Genomic DNA, 14,892 nt, shown 5'->3' with positions numbered 1-14,892 from the left:
ACCGCCAGACAAATGTTGGAATGCAATCAAATGTGGGAGGGGGCAAGCCCCCTCCCACATTTTGATCGCGTCAAGCTACAGGTTTTTGCACCGCCCCATCCGCCCTGAACATACCGCGAATCCCCCGCACCGCCTGGCGAATCCGGTCCTGGTTTTCGATCAGCGCAAAGCGCACATGGTCATCGCCATATTCGCCAAAACCAATCCCCGGCGACACACACACCTTCGCTTCCAGCAGCAGCTTCTTGGCAAATTCCAGCGAGCCCATGGCCGCGTACTGCTCGGGAATCTTCGCCCAGACGTACATCGACGCCTTGGGATTCTCCACCATCCAGCCCAATTCATGCAGGCCTTTGACCAGCACATTGCGGCGCTGGCGGTACTGCTCGGCGATGTCTTTCACGCACTGTTGATCGCCTTCCAGCGCAGCAATCGCCGCCACTTGCAGCGGGGTGAAGGTGCCGTAATCGTGGTAACTCTTGATCCGTGCCAAGGCGTTGACCAGTTCCGGGTTGCCGACCATGAAACCGATGCGCCAGCCGGCCATGTTGTAGCTCTTGGACAGGGTGAAAAACTCCACCGCAATGTCTTTGGCGCCGGGCACCTGCATGATCGACGGGGCTTTCCAGCCGTCGTAGACGATATCGGCGTAGGCCAAATCGTGGATCACCAGCACGTCGTACTGCTTGGCCAGCGCAATCACGCGCTCGAAGAAATCCAGTTCCACACACTGCGCGGTGGGGTTGGACGGGAAACCGAGAATCATCATCTTGGGCTTGGGGATCGAGCCGCGAATCGCCCGTTCCAGCTCGGCGAAGAAGTCCACGCCCGGCACCAGCGGCACCGAACGCACTTGGGCGCCGGCAATCACGGCACCGTAGATATGAATCGGGTAGCTCGGGTTGGGGACCAGCACGGTATCGCCTTGGTCCAGGGTGGCCAGCATCAAGTGCGCCAGGCCTTCCTTGGAACCGATGGTTACGATGGCTTCCGACTCGGGGTCGATGTCCACTTCATAACGGTCTTTGTACCAGCGCGAAATCGCCCGGCGCAGACGCGGAATGCCTTTGGACGTGGAGTAACCGTGAGTGTCTTCACGCTGGGCGACTTGTACGAGTTTCTCGACAATGTGCGGCGGCGTGGCGCCGTCGGGGTTGCCCATGCTCAAGTCGATGATGTCTTCGCCGCGCCGACGCGCAGCCATCTTCAGCTCGGCAGTGATATTGAAAACATAAGGGGGGAGTCGATCTATGCGCGCAAAGCGGCGCGGCGAACCTTGGTCGGCCATTGTTGCCTCGAAGTACGTAAGCGCCCGGAACCGTCCGAGCGACGTCGGCCACTGCGGTGGCCTGCGGGGCAGACAATACGACCCGTGATGGCCAGTTGTCCAGATGTGTAGGAAAATTTTCTGCGTGGAGCGAAGCCTGGATATGCCCCTATACTCGATGCGGGTTTGTTCCCTTATAAGAAGGAGACTGTTCGTATGGATCAGCAGACAAAACAACCGTTAGAGCCACGCATGGAAGCCGGCAAGGCGCTGGTAATCGCTGGGGTGAAAGGGCGTTATGCCAAGGCGACGGTGGGCGATATTCCCAGGTTGTGGGAACTGTTCGACACCTGCATCAAGGACATCAAAAAACGCATCGGCGGGGGGACCTACGGCGTTTGCCATAACCCCCAGCACGGCGAATTCGACTACATGGCCGGCGTGGAAGTCCCCAGCAAAAGCGACGTGCCAAGCAACTTCGAAGTGATCGAAATTCCACCGCTCAACTACGCCGTGTTCGCGCATTACGGCCCGGTGCAGGCGTTGGAACAGACCTACGAGCGCATCATGTTCGAGTGGTTGCCGCACTCGGGCTACAAGGTAATGGGGGCGGATTTCGAGCGCTACAGCGCGGATTTTGATGCGAGGAAAGGCACGGGAACAGTGGAGATCTGGCTGCCGGTTGGAGAGAGGGGCTGACTGCTCTCATGGAGGCGCTGGCTTGCTGGCGCCCGCAGAGGCGCGTCAGCCGCCAAAGCTGCGTTGGTACACCTCAGCCAAACACCCAACTCAAACGCCGCTCATAGCCAACTCGCGCTTTGTAAGCCTCCCCGCAATCTACCCACCCGAGCCCCAGATACAAGCCCATCGCCGCCACATTCTCCCTGTCCACCGACAACTCCAGCCCCTTGATCTGCGGCCACGCCTCAAGCGCTACCGCCGGCAGCGCCTGCAAACACGCTTTACCAAACCCCATGCCCTGTTGCCGCCGATCCACCTGCAGCGCATGCAGCGTGGCGCTGTGTTCATCCGCCCAATGGGGCAGGCAGGGCGGGCGTTTGAGCAAAAGGAAGGCGACCGGGATGTCATCGGCCAGCAGGGCAAAGCCTTTGACGCCAGGGCTGGGCTTGGCCAGCAGCGAATTGAGCGCGCAATACATGTCGCCGCAAAACGGCAGTTGCTCAGGGTGGACTTCGATGGCGCTGACTTGCTGTTGTTGCACGGCATTCAGCGCCTCATAGGCGACAAGACAGGTTTGCATCGGAACGTCCGAACGGCTGCAAATAAGGGCGCAGTCTATCGGGTTTACCGAAGGCAAAATTATTTTTCAGTGGGCTGTCGATTTGCTCCGAGCACTTTCGACTAAGGGTGTCTTCGATGATTTTTCCCCCCAAGGAGTATCGCCATGAGCACTGCAATCAATACCCTGATCGAACAATGGAAACAGGCCGTCATCGGTGCGGATATCGATAAAATTGTCAGCTTTTACGCCGACGATATCGTCTCGTTCGATGCCGTCACTGCCCTGCAATTCAAAGGCAAGGCGGCCTACCGCGCACACTGGGAGGAATGCATGAAGCATTGTCCTGGCCCCGGCATTTTCGAGTTCCACGAACTGCGCATTGTTGAGGCCCAGGACAGCGCCTTCGCCCACTGGCTGGCGCACTGCGGCGGTGCAGACAAGGCGTGCTGGATGCGCGTCACCGCAGGTTACCAGCGCTTCGGTGGCGAATGGAAAGTGGTGCATGAGCACTGGTCGGCCCCCTTCGACATGCAAAGCGGCACTGCGCTGTTCGACCTGAAACCTTGAGCGTCGCGAACTATAGTCAGTAGTCCAAAACGGAGAACGCCATGAAATACCTGTGCCTGATCTACAGCAACGAACAGGTGCTGCACACCTCGCCTGACAGCCCGGCCGACCCGGAGTGCCTTGCCTACGCCCAGTCGGTGCAGGCCAGTGGCCGCATGCTCGCCGCCGAGCCGCTGGAATCGGTGAGCACCGCCACCACGGTGCGCATGCGCAACGGCAAGCTGTCGATCACCGACGGGCCGTTTGCCGAAACCAAGGAGCAGCTCGCCGGGTTTTACCTGATCGAAGCCCGTGACTTGAACGACGCGATCCAGGTGGCCGGTGGCATTCCGGCCGCCAGGGTCGGTAGTGTCGAAGTACGCCCCGTGCGTGAATTGAATCTCTGACAACAACAAAACCACTACTCAGGAGGTTTATCCCATGTCCCAGCAACCTGCCGAATTTGAACTGTCCATCAGCCGCTTGATCGATGCCCCGCGCAGCCGGGTGTTCCGCGCCTGGACCGAGCCCGACTTACTGCAACGATGGTGGGGCCCCCACGGCATGACCACCCCCGAGTGCGAAATGAACCTGTGGGTCGGCGGACTGTTTCGCACCCTGATGCGCGCACCGGATGGCAGTGAGTACCCGACCCAAGGCGTGTTCCTGGAGATCGACGCGCCCAATCGCCTGGTGTTCACCGATGCCTTCCTGCCGGGCTGGATCCCGTCCGGCAAGCCGTTCATGAGCGCCGAAGTGACCTTTGAAGAACAGGCCGGCAAAACCCTCTACACCGCCCGCGCCATGCATTGGAATGCCGAAGACAAACACGCCCACGAAGCCATGGGTTTCCATGATGGCTGGGGCCAGAGCCTGGACCGCTTAGTGCAACTGGTGACCGAAGAGATGCGCGATTGACGCCGCAGATCGAGGCGATCTACCGCAGCGAATCGCGGCGTGTGCTCGCCACCCTGATCCGCCTGCTCGGCGATTTCGACCTCGCCGAAGAAGCCTTGCACGAGGCGTTCTTCGTCGCGGTCGTGCGCTGGCCGCACGACGGCGTGCCGAGCCATCCACGGGCCTGGCTGGTGTCGACCGGGCGCTTCAAGGCCATCGACCGCCTGCGCCGCCAGGCACGGTTTACCCCGTTATTGCAGGCGCAGGCCGACGCATTGGAGGCCGCTGATTGGAGCGATGAGGATGTGGAAGACGACCGCCTGCGCCTGATCTTCACCTGCTGTCACCCGGCGCTGGCGGCCGATGCCCAGGCGGCGCTGACCTTGCGTGAGATCTGCGACCTCACCACCGAGGAAATCGCCCGGGCTTTCCTGGCCACGCCCGCTACCATTGCCCAGCGCATCGTGCGGGCCAAGGGCAAGATCCGTGAGGCCGGAATTCCCTATCAAGTGCCATCACTGGCCGAATTGCCAGAGCGCCTCGACAGCGTGCTGCGGGTGATCTACCTGGTATTCAACGAGGGCTATTCGGCGTCCATCGGCGCAGATCTCACCCGCGAGGACTTAACCCGCGAAGCCATTCGCCTGGCCCGCTTGCTCATGGAGTTGCTGCCCGAGCCGGAAGTGATGGGCCTGCTGGCGCTGATGCTGCTGCACCAATCGCGGCGGGCGGCGCGCACCTCGGCCAGCGGCGAACTGGTGTTGCTGGAGAAACAGGATCGTTCGCTGTGGGACAAGTCCTTGATCGCTGAAGGCTGCACGCTGGTGGAACAGGCGCTTACCACACAACGCTTTGGGCCGTATTGCCTGCAAGCCGCGATTGCCGCAGTGCATGCCGAAGCGCCGAGCGCCGGGGCGACCGATTGGCCGCAGATTGTCGGGCTCTACGACGTATTGCTCAGGGCGTGGCCGTCGCCGGTGATTGAGCTCAACCGTGCCGTTGCCGTTGCCATGCGCGATGGCCCGCTGGCGGGATTACAGGAGGTGGAGGCGATTCTGGCGCGGGGCGAGTTGCTGGATTACCACCTCGCGCATTCGGCGCGGGGCGAGTTCTGTCGGCGCTTGGGGCGGGGCGAAGACGCGCGAGTCGCCTACGAAAAAGCCCTGTCCCTGACCCAGCAGATCCCCGAAAAACGCTTCCTCGAAAGCCGCCTGGCCGAACTCGAATCTTCCTCCCGGCATTAATCTCCAGTGTCGCCAGGGCGGGTTCGTCATTCCAGCATCTTGCCCAACAACCAACTCCCCGCCGGCCCCGGTGGGTGGTGGCGTGACCACAGTGCATCGACGGCCACCGAGCGCGGCCAACCACGCGCTTTGAGCTCCACCAACTGGCCTGCGTCAAACCGCTCCACCAGCCAGCGCGGCAGGGGCGCCCAGCCGAAACCCAGCTGCGCCATCTCCATCAGCATCAGGTAACTGGGGGCTGACCACACGCGGCCGCTGGCGCGGGTTTCATTCGGGTTGATGATGCTGGCCAGGCGCAGTTCGCGGTGTTGCTGCAAGGTATCGGCGGGAATGCTGTCCAGTCGGGCCAACGGGTGGCTGGGTGCCACATACAGCGCGATTTCGGTGCGCTCTACCACCGGTGCGCCGGTGAGGTCGGGCGGATAGGTGTCTTGTTGTTCGATAAACGCAATCTGCGCTCGGCCGCTCTGTACCAGGGCGATCAAGTCTTCGCATTCGGCAATCAGGCATTCAAGTTCAAGGTCCGGGTAGCGCTCGTCGAACGACCGCAGGGCGATCTCGAAGCGGTCCGACTGGTAGGTATCGGACATGGCGATGGTCAGCTTCGGCTCCAAGCCTTGAGCCAACTGGCTCGCCGCCAGCTCCAGGCGGCTGCTGGCCTCCAGCACCTGCTCGGCCCGTTGCAGCAATACGTGGCCGGCCTGGGTCAGCGTCGGCTTGCGGCTGCTGCGATCAAACAGCACCACATCCAAGTCAATCTCCAGGCTGGCGACTGCCGCACTGACTGTGGATTGGCTTTTGCCCAGCTTGCGCGCCGCCGCCGAAAACGAGCCTTGGGTGGCCGCCTGGACAAACGCCTGCAGCACTTCATTGGAGGCCATGACTATCGCCTTGATCGATGGTTATTGGTTATGAAGTATCGAGTCAAAGGGTAATGATGGCAACCATCCTCACTCACGGAGATGGCTCATGAGCCCTACCAAATCCCTCACCGAACGCGTTTGCCAGGCCATTGGTTTCGAGGCCCTGGCGTTGTTGATCTGCACCCCGTTGCTGGCGTGGATCATGGACAAACCCGCCCTGGAAATGGGCATGGTCACCCTGGCGATCAGCCTGATGGCGTTGGCCTGGAACGTGATCTTCAACGGCCTGTTCGACCGCCTCAAGGCACGTCTGCAACTGGCCAACAACGGCTGGACCCGCGTGCTGCACGCGCTGATGTTTGAAGGAGGCCTGATCCTGGTGTGCGTCCCGCTGATTGCGGCGTGGCTGAATATCAGCCTGATGCAGGCGTTTATCCTCGACATAGGTGTGCTGCTGTTTTTCCTGCCGTACACCTATGTGTATCACTGGGGCTATGACGTATTGCGCGACAAGCTCCTACAGAAACATACCGCCCGACGCCTCGATGCGTTGCCCGGTGATCCACTGGCTGCCGTCTGCCAGCAGGCTGGCAATCGCACCACCGATATCGTCCGGTAAACCGGCGCGGCCCAGGGCGGTGTTGTTCGCGACCATCGCGTTGAGGTTGGCGTTGTCACGCACGGCGCCGCCGCCGAAGTCGGTTTCAATCGCACCCGGGGCCAGGATGTTGACGCTGATCCCGCGCCCACCCAGCTCTTTGGCCTGGTAGCGGGTCAGCACTTCCATCGCGCCTTTCATCGCCGCGTAGGCGGCATAGCCAGGCAGGCTGAAACGCGCCAGGCCACTGGAGACATTGAGGATGCGGCCGCCGTCACGGATCAACGGCAACAGCTTCTGCGTCAGGAAAAACGGGCCCTTGAATTGGATCGCCACCAGTTGGTCGAACTGGGCTTCGGTGGTCTCGGCAAAACTGGCGTGAATGCCAATCCCGGCGTTGTTGATCAGAAAGTCGAAGTGTTCCCGTGCGAAAACATCCTTGAGCACGCCGGCAACGTCGCCGACAAAACCTTCGAACGTCGCGCTTTGGCTTACGTCCAGTTGCAGCATGGCGGCGCGGCCACCCAATTGTTCGATGTCGGCCACCAATGCCTGCGCCTCGTCGGCCTTGCTGTGATAAGTGCCAATGATGTCCACGCCTTGCGCCGCCAGGTGCAAAGCGGCGTTTCTACCCAAGCCACGGCTGGCGCCGGTGATCAATGCGATTTTACGGGTCATGGTGCAGTCCTCTTCAGATGTGAGCGTGGGATTGAGTGTATTTGTCCGCCGCTAACGTGATAAACAGGGCTAGGCCGGAATAACTGGCCGGATAAGGCGAACAATCCCATGAACAAACTTGAGCTGCTGCGCACCTTCGTGCGGGTCACCGAACTGTCGAGTTTCACCCAGGCGGGCGAGCGCCTGGGGCTGCCGCGCTCCACCGTGTCCGAGCATGTGCAGGCGTTGGAAGAACTGCTCGGCGCGCGCCTGTTGCAGCGCACCACACGCAAGGTGCAGGCGACCCAGGATGGGCGTGTGTTGTACGAGCGCAGCAAGGATCTGCTCGCGCATATGGAGGAGCTGGAAGGGCTGTTTCGTCAGGACGAAGCGCAACTGAGCGGGCGCGTCCGCGTCGATATGCCCAACGTGATGGCACGTGACCTGATACTGCCGCGCCTGCCGCAGTTCATGGACGCGCACCCGTTGATCGAGCTGGAAATCAGCACCACCGACCGTCAGGTGGACCTGCTCGCTGAAGGCTTCGATTGCGTATTGCGCGTGGGCGCGCAGCCCGACCAGACGGTGGTGGCGCGGTTGCTGTGCAGCATGCCGATGATCAACTGCGTAAGTGCCACCTACCTGCAACGTTTTGGTGTGCCGCAGACATTGGCCGACCTGGCCGACCACCATCTGGTGCACTACGTGCGGCCGTTGGGTTCGCGCTCGGCGGGGTTCGAATACCAGCAGGGCAACAAGGTGCAGCGCATTCCCATGGCTGGGCGGATCACGGTCAACAGCACCGATGGCTACAAGTCAGCGTGCCTGGGTGGCTTCGGGATTATCCAGGTACCGGCGCTGGGCATGGGCGATGAGTTGGCCAGCGGTGAGTTGGTGGCGATACTGCCGGACTACCCGGCACCGTCGCTGGATGTGTCGCTGCTTTACGCGGGGCAACGGCATTTACCGTTGCGGGTGCGTGTGTTTATGGATTGGCTGGCGGATACGTTGCAGTCACAGCTTTAACGCCTTGCCGACAACTGCTGCGGTGCCAGGAATGCATCGTGAAAGTAATCCCGGAACGCCTGCATCGCCGGCGTAAATGCCCGCTCGCGGTGCCATGCCAGGCCGACACTCATGGGCGTGACCGGATCGGTGACCGTCAGGGTTTCGATGCGCTTGCCTTCCAGTGACCAAGGGCGGTGCACCAGGTCCGACAGAATCGCCACGCCGCTGCCATTGGCGACCATGCTGCGCACCGCTTCCACCGAGCTGGTGCGCAGCCGCACCTTGGGCGCTTGCCCGGCCTGCTCCCAGTAGCGCATGGCGCTGTGTTCGGCTTCATCGACGGTCAGCAGAATGTAGGGTTCCTGGGCCACATCGGCCAGGCTCACGGCGCCGCGTTCGCACAACGGATGATGGCTGGGCAGCCACAGGCGACGTTCCGAGTTGAACAGAATCTCGGAAACGATCGCGGGGTGAGTCAGGTTGGCGGTAAGCACCACGGCCATGTCGAACTGGCCGTCGAGCAGGCCTTGCTCGATGGCCTGGCGCTCCTGCTCGAACACCTCGATGGTCACGTCCGGGTGCCAGTGCTCCATGCGCTGCAAGTGATGGGGCAGGAAGTAACCGAGCACCGTGTAACTGGCCGCCACCCGCAGCACGCCGCTGGCGCGGTAGTCGGGCAATGGGCTGTTCAGCGCATCGTCCACACTGCGCGCAATCACATAGGCGCGGTTGAGAAAGTGCCGCCCGGCGTCGGTCAGGTTCATGCCCTGGGCCGAGCGCACAAACAACTGCACGCCGAGCATCGCTTCCAGCTCCTTGATCGCCGTAGTCACCGCTGACTGGGAGATATTCAGGTGGAGCGCCGCCTGGGAAATCTGGCCGATCTCGGCGGTGGCGACGAAGTAGCGGATTTGGCGCAAGGTGAGGGACATCTGCCTCTCCAATACCTAGGGTTATCTGATTTTCAGAAGATAGGGCATCTGATAATAGATCTTCCCAAGGGGTCAAGCGCCAGCCTACTTTTCAGCATGACCTTTTGCGGAGCGACCCCGATGCAGGCAGTAGATTTCAATTCGGACATGGGCGAAGGCTTCGGGCCCTGGACCATCGGTGATGGCGTCGACGCCGAGCTGATGGCCTACATCAGCTCGGCCAATATCGCCACCGGCTTCCACGCCGGCGACCCTGGCACCATGCGCCGCACCGTCGAGCGCGCCAAGCAATTGGGCGTGGCTATCGGTGCCCATCCGGGCTTTCGTGACCTGGTGGGTTTTGGCCGTCGGCATATCAATGCACCGGCCCAGGAACTGGTGGACGACATGCTCTACCAACTCGGCGCCCTGCGGGAAATCGCTCGCGCCCAAGGTGTGAAGCTGCAACATATCAAGCCCCATGGCGCGCTCTACATGCACCTGGCCCGCGACGAAGAAGCCGCCCGATTGCTGGTGCAAAACCTGCAACTCATCGAGCCAACGCTGTTGCTCTACTGCATGCCCAACTCGGTGATCTGGCGGGTGGCCAAGGAACTGGGGCAACCGGTGGTGCGCGAATTTTATGCTGATCGTGAGTACGACCTGACGGGCTCCATCGTGTTTACGCGCAATGTGCGTGCACTGGATCCTGCGACGGTGGCGGCACGTGTCCTGCGTGCGTGTCAGACCGGACTGGTACGCACCGTGGAAGGCGAAGACCTGTTTATCGAGTTCGATTCCATCTGCCTGCACAGCGACACCCCCGGTGCGCTGGAGTTGGTGGAAGCTACCCGTGAAGCGCTGGATCGAGCGGGCATTGAAGTCAAAACCCCCTAATAAGATCGACCCATCAATTTTTGCCTGCCTTTCTACAATGATTCCAAGAGGAACAGACATGGCTGAAACGTCCCCCATCCGCTACAGCTTCGGCGGTGATGAGCACCTGTTTGCCGAGGTCAGCGACAGCATGTCGTTGGAGGCCTTTTTCAAGGGCATGGCGGTGACTCGTGCGGTGGAGCGCCTGGCGCTGGAAGGCGTGCTGGATGTGTGCCTGGCCAACGCCTCGTTCCAGATTCGCTTCGACCCCGACCGCATTGCGCCCCACGTCTTGCTGGATGCCGTACAAAGCGCCGAAGCCCAGGCCGTGGCCGAACGCACCTTGCACACGCGCATCGTCGAGATCCCGGTGTTGTACAACGACCCCTGGACCCACGAAACCCTGATGCGTTTTCGCGACCGCCATCAAGACCCCAGCGGCACCGATCTGGAGTACGCCGCGCGCATCAATGGCCTGGCGGATGTGGACGCGTTTATCGCTGCCCACAGCGGCGCGCCGTGGTTTGTGTCGATGGTCGGGTTTGTCGCGGGCCTGCCATTCATGTTCCAGATGGTCGAACGTGAACGGCAGTTGCAGGTGCCCAAATACCTGCGCCCGCGCACCGACACGCCGAAACTCACCCTCGGCCACGGCGGCTGCTTTGGCTGTATCTACTCGGTGCGCGGCGCGGGCGGTTACCAGATGTTCGGTGTGACCCCGGCGCCGATCTACGACCCGGCGCAGCAGTTGGCCTACCTCAAGGAACACATGGTGTTCTTTCGCCCCGGCGACATCGTGCAGTTCAAACCGATAGACCGTGACGCCTACGACCAGGCTGTTGCCGAGGTGGACGCAGGACGTTTCGACCTGCGCATCCGCCCGGTGGAATTTTCCCTCGACGCCTTTCTCGCCGACCCGGTTGGCTATCCGAAAACCCTGCAGGAGGCGCTGGCATGATCAAGGTCCTCAAACCCGGCCTCGCCACCTCCGTGCAGGACCTTGGCCGTGAAGGCTATTACCACTTGGGCATCCCGCCGTCGGGCGCACTGGACCAGTACGCGCTCAGCGCGGCCAACCATCTGGTGGGCAATCCGGTTGGTGCGGCGGGCCTGGAGTGCACGTTGATCGGGCCTGAATTGGCGTTCCAGCAGGACGCGTTGGTAGCGCTCAGCGGCGCCCTCATGTCGCCGCGCCTGGACGGTGAAGTGGTGCATCAGGACACCGCGTTCCAGGTGCGTGCCGGGCAAGTGCTGCGTTTCGAATTCCCCAAGGCCGGCGCGCGGACATACCTGGCGGTGGCCGGCGGCATTGATGTACCGGTGGTGCTTGGCAGTCGCTCCACTTACACCCTCGGCGCGCTCGGTGGGTTTCACGGTCGGCGCTTGCAGGAGGGCGATGAGCTGCCTATCGGCAAGGCGTGTGGGCAGGGAAGGGCAGGCAGCAGTCTGCCCATGGCCTTGCGCCGCTCGGTGGGCGGCGATATCACCCTGCGCGTCGTGCCTGGCCTGTATTACGAGCGTCTGAGCGCAGCCGCCAAAAGCAGCTTTTTTGCCGAGCCCTGGACCGTGGGCTCCGAGGCGGACCGCATCGGCTATCGCTTCAAGGGCGGCAGCGCGTTGAGTTTTGAACCAAGGGAACAGCCGTTTGGCGCGGGCTCGGATCCGTCGAATATCGTCGACAGTTGCTACCCCATCGGCTCGATCCAAGTGCCGGCGGGGTTGGAGCCGATTGTGCTGCATCGGGACGCCGTGTCGGGCGGTGGCTACGCGATGATCGGCACGGTGATCAGTGCGGATCTGGATTTGATCGGGCAGATGCAACCGAACCAGCGGGCGGGGTTTGTGGCGGTGACGTTGGAGGAGGCCCTGGAGGCGCGGCGTATCTACAAGAAGCGGCTGAAGGCGATGGCTGGTTTGTTCGCAGGCTGAAAATGTGGGAGGGGCTTGCCCCTCCCACATCTGGATTTTTGTTGGGTCAGAAGAGTTTGGTGAACAGCCAGTAGAGGCTGCCTGAAAGCACAATCGCCGCTGGTAACGTCAACACCCACGCCATCGCCAAATTGCGGATAGTCCGCATCTGCAATCCACTGCCATTGGCCACCATGGTCCCCGCGACACCCGATGACAGCACATGGGTTGTCGATACCGGCAAGCCATACATATCCGCCGCGCCGATGGTCAGCATGGCCACCGTTTCCGCCGCGGCACCCTGGGCATAGGTCATGTGGGTCTTGCCGATCTTCTCACCCACCGTCACCACGATGCGCTTCCAGCCCACCATAGTGCCCAGGCCAAGCGCGAGGGCCACGGCGATCTTCACCCACAGCGGAATAAAACGCGTGGCGTTGTCTATCTGTTGCTTGAACAGTTGCAGCTTGTCTTGGGTGTCGGCGTCGAAGTTGCCGACCTTGCCCTTGTCCATCAGGCGAATGGTTTCGCTGGTCAGGTACATGTCATTACGCACGTTGCCGACCGCTTCGGCGGGGACTTTGGCCAGTGAGCCGTAGCCTTTGACTTCTTCACCGATATGCCCGGTGAGCGAGGCGAGGGCCGGTACCAGTTCCGGCGTGGCGTCCTTGGTGCGCACGTAGGTCGACAGGATCGGACGCGGGTCGCCCGGCAAGGTCTGCGGCGCGGTTTTCAGCAGGGCGGCCTGGGTCACTTCGGCCACCGCCGCGAATTGCAACGACTGCTCTGCGGGCATGGTGCGGTTCAGCGCGTAGGCCATTGGCAATGTGCCGACCAGGATCAGCATGATCAGGCCCATGCCTTTTTGGCCATCGTTGGAACCATGGGCGAACGACACGCCGGTGCAGGTGGCGATCAGCATGCCGCGAATCCACCACGGCGGCGGAGTGTCCCCTTTGGGCGCTTTGTACAACGAGCGGTTTTTCACAAAGGCGCGCAGGGCCAGCAGCAACAAGGCCGCAAACGCGAAGCCAATCAGCGGCGACAGCAGCAATGCGTAGCCAATCTTGGTCGCCTGGGCCCAATCCACCCCGCTGGTGCCGTCACGCCCGTGCATCAAGGCATTCGCCACGCCGACGCCGATGATCGAACCGATCAGCGTATGGGAGGACGAGGCCGGCAAGCCCAGCCACCAGGTGCCGAGGTTCCACAGGATTGCAGCGATCAACAGGGCGAAGATCATGGCGAAACCCGCCGATGAACCCACTTGCAAAATCAGCTCTACCGGCAGCAACGCAATGATGCCAAACGCTACCGCGCCGCTGGAAAGCAGCACGCCGAGGAAATTGAAAAAGCCCGACCAGACCACCGCGAAATGCGGCGGCAGCGAGTGGGTGTAGATCACTGTCGCCACCGCGTTGGCGGTGTCGTGGAAACCATTGACGAACTCGAACCCCAGGGCGATCAACAACGCCACGCCCAGCAGCAGGAACGGCGTCCAGGTGGTGACCACCGTGCCCAGTTCGTGCATGTCCTGCATCAGGCTGTAGGCGGTGAACAACAGGCCCATGGCGAGCACGGCGAAGAAAATGATCACGGTGACCAGGCCGGGCTTCTTGTCCAGCCTGGGTTTGGGTTCGGTGTGTGAGGCGGTCAGGGAAGAAGTAGCCATGCAGGAGCATCCAGGTAATGAAGGATGCCGTTCATAGTCATTGCAGAATGTTACAGAGGTGCTGCCGCAGGTCAGTGTTTAGGTCATTGGATTTGCCACTGGTCTACTGACACTGCAGGTCAGAATGCGGGAGGGGCAAATCCCCTCCCGCAATCACTGGCATTTCAATTTGAAAATTTTCGGAACGCCCAGCGCCCGGCAATCAAGGTAAACGTTGCCACCAACGCCACCAGTATCCAGAACCCCTCCGGGTCCTGGGAAAGTGGCACACCACCCACGTTCATGCCAAAAAAACCGGCGATGATGTTGATCGGCAGCGCCAGCACCGTCACCACCGTCAGGGTGAACAGCGTGCGGCTGCTTTGCTCGTTGAGGTTGGCGGCGATCTCTTCCTGCAACAGTTTGATCCGTTCGCCCAGGGCCATCAGGTCGTTGATGATCAGCGCAAACTCCTCGGTGGATTTGCGCAACTCCTTCACGTCTTCTTTTTGCAGCCATTGTGGCGGGCGGTTGAGCAGGCGCAGCAATGAGCCCGGCTCCAGCGCCAGCAGGCGTTGCAGGCGCACCAACACCCGGCGCGCGGCACCGAGTTCGGCGCGGTTGGTGGACAGGCGCGAGGAGAGCAACTGGTCTTCGATATGGTCGACGCTGATGCTGGTCTTGCGCACGATCTGCGTCAGCACTTCGCCCTGATCGCGCAGTAAATGCACCAACAATTCCAGCGGCGAGCGAAAGTGTTCGCCGGCCTTCACCGACGAACGCAGCTTGTCCACCGAGTGCAGCGGTTGCAAACGTGCGCTGATCAACAGACGGCTGCGGGCGCACACCCACAGCGTGGAAATATCCGACGAGACCATGCTGCTGAAGTTGAACACCACATCGTTGACCACCGCCAGCAAGGCCGAGTCGACGTGTTCGATGCGCGTGGAGCGCGAGCCCTCGTGCAAGGCCTCGAAAAACTCTTCCGGCAGTTCCAAGTGCGCCTGCATCCAGCGTTCACAGGCGGCGTGGGCCAGGTTCAGGTGCAGCCACAAGAACTCGTCCGGGTCTTGCGGTTGCTTCAATGCCGCCAGGGCGGCGGCGGAATCAATCTGCTCGCCCTTGACGCCTGGGCGAAAACGAAAACCGTAAAGCAAGCCAAACAGATCGGAGTCCTGATGGCTGTGGTCGAGGCTGTGGTTCATGGAGGCTCGCAGAGAAAA

General features: G+C 61.5%; 17 protein-coding genes. 10 read left to right on the top strand and 7 right to left on the bottom strand.

Features of this window, described 5'->3' with window-relative positions; translation table 11 throughout:
- Window positions 1-70: 70 nt before the first annotated feature.
- Window positions 71-1,288: an alanine transaminase gene (alaC, locus tag AOA60_RS16900; RefSeq protein WP_099585420.1), complete on the bottom strand. Its 1,218-nt coding sequence runs from the start codon at window positions 1,286-1,288 to the stop codon at window positions 71-73.
- A 195-nt stretch (window positions 1,289-1,483) separates the two neighbouring features.
- Between alaC and AOA60_RS16895 the strand changes: the two genes are divergently transcribed.
- The gene (locus tag AOA60_RS16895) at window positions 1,484-1,966 is read left to right on the top strand and encodes a GyrI-like domain-containing protein (protein ID WP_099585419.1); all 483 of its coding nucleotides are present in this window, start codon (window positions 1,484-1,486) and stop codon (window positions 1,964-1,966) included.
- 73 nt (window positions 1,967-2,039) lie between these two features.
- On the opposite strand, the gene AOA60_RS16890 is transcribed toward AOA60_RS16895, so the two are convergent.
- Window positions 2,040-2,528, bottom strand: a complete 489-nt coding sequence (locus tag AOA60_RS16890) for an N-acetyltransferase (protein WP_099585418.1) — start codon at window positions 2,526-2,528, stop codon at window positions 2,040-2,042.
- Window positions 2,529-2,672: 144 nt separating this feature from the next.
- Between AOA60_RS16890 and AOA60_RS16885 the strand changes: the two genes are divergently transcribed.
- From AOA60_RS16885 to AOA60_RS16870, 4 genes are read left to right on the top strand one after another with little or no spacing between them, the layout of a single operon-like run.
- The gene (locus AOA60_RS16885; RefSeq protein WP_099585417.1) at window positions 2,673-3,077 is read left to right on the top strand and encodes a nuclear transport factor 2 family protein; all 405 of its coding nucleotides are present in this window, start codon (window positions 2,673-2,675) and stop codon (window positions 3,075-3,077) included.
- 41 nt (window positions 3,078-3,118) lie between these two features.
- The gene (locus tag AOA60_RS16880) at window positions 3,119-3,463 is read left to right on the top strand and encodes a YciI family protein (protein ID WP_099585416.1); all 345 of its coding nucleotides are present in this window, start codon (window positions 3,119-3,121) and stop codon (window positions 3,461-3,463) included.
- Between the two features lie 34 nt (window positions 3,464-3,497).
- The gene (locus tag AOA60_RS16875; RefSeq protein WP_099585415.1) at window positions 3,498-3,974 is read left to right on the top strand and encodes an SRPBCC family protein; all 477 of its coding nucleotides are present in this window, start codon (window positions 3,498-3,500) and stop codon (window positions 3,972-3,974) included.
- Window positions 3,971-5,197, top strand: coding sequence for an RNA polymerase sigma factor (locus AOA60_RS16870; RefSeq protein ID WP_099585414.1), 1,227 nt, complete (start codon window positions 3,971-3,973; stop codon window positions 5,195-5,197). Before AOA60_RS16875 ends, AOA60_RS16870 begins: the two co-directional genes overlap by 4 nt.
- A 26-nt stretch (window positions 5,198-5,223) precedes the next feature.
- Here AOA60_RS16870 and AOA60_RS16865 read toward each other — a convergent pair whose 3' ends face one another.
- Complete coding sequence (locus AOA60_RS16865) at window positions 5,224-6,078, bottom strand: LysR family transcriptional regulator (RefSeq protein ID WP_099585413.1); 855 nt, start codon at window positions 6,076-6,078, stop codon at window positions 5,224-5,226.
- Window positions 6,079-6,166: 88 nt separating this feature from the next.
- On the opposite strand from AOA60_RS16865, the gene AOA60_RS16860 reads away from it, so the two are divergent.
- Complete coding sequence (locus tag AOA60_RS16860; protein ID WP_099585412.1) at window positions 6,167-6,679, top strand: multidrug/biocide efflux PACE transporter; 513 nt, start codon at window positions 6,167-6,169, stop codon at window positions 6,677-6,679.
- Here AOA60_RS16860 and AOA60_RS16855 read toward each other — a convergent pair.
- Window positions 6,578-7,336, bottom strand: coding sequence for an SDR family NAD(P)-dependent oxidoreductase (locus AOA60_RS16855; protein WP_099585411.1), 759 nt, complete (start codon window positions 7,334-7,336; stop codon window positions 6,578-6,580). The two genes, AOA60_RS16860 and AOA60_RS16855, sit on opposite strands and share 102 nt — an antisense overlap.
- A gap of 108 nt (window positions 7,337-7,444) precedes the next feature.
- Between AOA60_RS16855 and AOA60_RS16850 the strand changes: the two genes are divergently transcribed.
- Window positions 7,445-8,341, top strand: coding sequence for a LysR family transcriptional regulator (locus AOA60_RS16850; RefSeq protein ID WP_099585410.1), 897 nt, complete (start codon window positions 7,445-7,447; stop codon window positions 8,339-8,341).
- Here AOA60_RS16850 and AOA60_RS16845 read toward each other — a convergent pair.
- A complete protein-coding gene (locus AOA60_RS16845; RefSeq protein ID WP_099585409.1) occupies window positions 8,338-9,255 on the bottom strand; it encodes a LysR family transcriptional regulator in 918 nt (305 codons plus the stop codon). The genes AOA60_RS16850 and AOA60_RS16845 overlap by 4 nt on opposite strands.
- 120 nt (window positions 9,256-9,375) lie before the next feature.
- Here AOA60_RS16845 and AOA60_RS16840 point away from each other — a divergent pair, with 120 nt between their 5' ends.
- Genes AOA60_RS16840 through AOA60_RS16830 form a run of 3 tightly spaced genes read left to right on the top strand, consistent with a single transcriptional unit; the run spans window position 9,376 to window position 12,039 of the window.
- Window positions 9,376-10,131 carry a 5-oxoprolinase subunit PxpA gene (locus AOA60_RS16840; protein ID WP_099585408.1) on the top strand — a complete coding sequence of 252 codons (756 nt, stop codon included), beginning with the start codon at window positions 9,376-9,378 and terminating at the stop codon, window positions 10,129-10,131.
- A gap of 58 nt (window positions 10,132-10,189) precedes the next feature.
- Window positions 10,190-11,068, top strand: a complete 879-nt coding sequence (locus AOA60_RS16835) for an allophanate hydrolase subunit 1 (protein ID WP_099585407.1) — start codon at window positions 10,190-10,192, stop codon at window positions 11,066-11,068.
- Entirely contained in the window at window positions 11,065-12,039 is a 975-nt protein-coding gene (locus AOA60_RS16830; protein ID WP_099585406.1) for a biotin-dependent carboxyltransferase family protein, read from the top strand. Before AOA60_RS16835 ends, AOA60_RS16830 begins: the two co-directional genes overlap by 4 nt.
- A 46-nt stretch (window positions 12,040-12,085) precedes the next feature.
- Here the strand turns inward: AOA60_RS16830 and AOA60_RS16825 are convergent, their stop codons facing one another.
- Both AOA60_RS16825 and AOA60_RS16820 read right to left on the bottom strand, forming a co-directional pair.
- A complete protein-coding gene (locus AOA60_RS16825; RefSeq protein WP_099585405.1) occupies window positions 12,086-13,690 on the bottom strand; it encodes an inorganic phosphate transporter in 1,605 nt (534 codons plus the stop codon).
- 164 nt (window positions 13,691-13,854) lie between these two features.
- Window positions 13,855-14,874, bottom strand: coding sequence for a transporter (locus AOA60_RS16820; RefSeq protein WP_099585404.1), 1,020 nt, complete (start codon window positions 14,872-14,874; stop codon window positions 13,855-13,857).
- Window positions 14,875-14,892 lie beyond the last annotated feature (18 nt).

Source organism: Pseudomonas sp. 2822-17, assembly GCF_002742485.1.
Lineage (GTDB): Bacteria > Pseudomonadota > Gammaproteobacteria > Pseudomonadales > Pseudomonadaceae > Aquipseudomonas > Aquipseudomonas cyclaminis.
This window is presented reverse-complemented; position numbering and strand designations above follow the sequence as displayed.

Coding starts and splice junctions, on each gene's coding strand:
- alaC (WP_099585420.1), bottom strand. CDS start 1,288: ATGGCCGACCAAGGTTCGCCGCGCCGCTTTGCGCGCATAGATCGACTC.
- AOA60_RS16895 (WP_099585419.1), top strand. CDS start 1,484: ATGGATCAGCAGACAAAACAACCGTTAGAGCCACGCATGGAAGCCGGC.
- AOA60_RS16890 (WP_099585418.1), bottom strand. CDS start 2,528: ATGCAAACCTGTCTTGTCGCCTATGAGGCGCTGAATGCCGTGCAACAA.
- AOA60_RS16885 (WP_099585417.1), top strand. CDS start 2,673: ATGAGCACTGCAATCAATACCCTGATCGAACAATGGAAACAGGCCGTC.
- AOA60_RS16880 (WP_099585416.1), top strand. CDS start 3,119: ATGAAATACCTGTGCCTGATCTACAGCAACGAACAGGTGCTGCACACC.
- AOA60_RS16875 (WP_099585415.1), top strand. CDS start 3,498: ATGTCCCAGCAACCTGCCGAATTTGAACTGTCCATCAGCCGCTTGATC.
- AOA60_RS16865 (WP_099585413.1), bottom strand. CDS start 6,078: ATGGCCTCCAATGAAGTGCTGCAGGCGTTTGTCCAGGCGGCCACCCAA.
- AOA60_RS16860 (WP_099585412.1), top strand. CDS start 6,167: ATGAGCCCTACCAAATCCCTCACCGAACGCGTTTGCCAGGCCATTGGT.
- AOA60_RS16855 (WP_099585411.1), bottom strand. CDS start 7,336: ATGACCCGTAAAATCGCATTGATCACCGGCGCCAGCCGTGGCTTGGGT.
- AOA60_RS16850 (WP_099585410.1), top strand. CDS start 7,445: ATGAACAAACTTGAGCTGCTGCGCACCTTCGTGCGGGTCACCGAACTG.
- AOA60_RS16845 (WP_099585409.1), bottom strand. CDS start 9,255: ATGTCCCTCACCTTGCGCCAAATCCGCTACTTCGTCGCCACCGCCGAG.
- AOA60_RS16840 (WP_099585408.1), top strand. CDS start 9,376: ATGCAGGCAGTAGATTTCAATTCGGACATGGGCGAAGGCTTCGGGCCC.
- AOA60_RS16835 (WP_099585407.1), top strand. CDS start 10,190: ATGGCTGAAACGTCCCCCATCCGCTACAGCTTCGGCGGTGATGAGCAC.
- AOA60_RS16830 (WP_099585406.1), top strand. CDS start 11,065: ATGATCAAGGTCCTCAAACCCGGCCTCGCCACCTCCGTGCAGGACCTT.
- AOA60_RS16825 (WP_099585405.1), bottom strand. CDS start 13,690: ATGGCTACTTCTTCCCTGACCGCCTCACACACCGAACCCAAACCCAGG.
- AOA60_RS16820 (WP_099585404.1), bottom strand. CDS start 14,874: ATGAACCACAGCCTCGACCACAGCCATCAGGACTCCGATCTGTTTGGC.